General features: G+C 65.7%; 1 protein-coding gene. It reads right to left on the bottom strand.

What is annotated here, in order from left to right:
* Positions 1–286, bottom strand: a 286-nt coding sequence (locus K7711_RS47165) for a transposase (protein ID WP_222979730.1), incomplete at its 3' end; no start/stop codon positions are given.
* Between the last annotated feature and the right edge of the window lie 67 nt (positions 287–353).

The raw sequence follows: 353 nt of genomic DNA, 5'->3' as shown, positions 1-353 counted from the left end.
CCGGCAGGTTGGCCTGCGACAGATACGCCGCGGCCCGTTTGAGGACCTCGTTCTCCTGCTCGAGCAACTTGACCCGGCGCCGCAACGCCCGCACCTCGGCCGACTCATTCGTAGTCATCCCGGGTTTCACCCCGTCGTCGACGTCGGCGTTGCGCATCCACTTCGACACCGTCATCGGGTGTACCCCGAAATCGGCCGCGATCTCCTCGATCGTCACCCCGGCGTCACGATTGCGGGCGACCCGCACGACATCGTCACGGAACTCACGGGGATAGGGCTTGGGCACGATGGCATCCTTCCGGCTCACCCTCCGGCAAGCCAAATCAGGTGTCACCTACCCGTGCGGCAGTCCC

This window comes from Nocardia coffeae, assembly GCF_019890715.1.
GTDB lineage: Bacteria > Actinomycetota > Actinomycetes > Mycobacteriales > Mycobacteriaceae > Nocardia > Nocardia jiangxiensis.
Note: the sequence above shows the minus strand (reverse complement) of the source record. Positions and strands in the feature narration are given on the sequence as shown.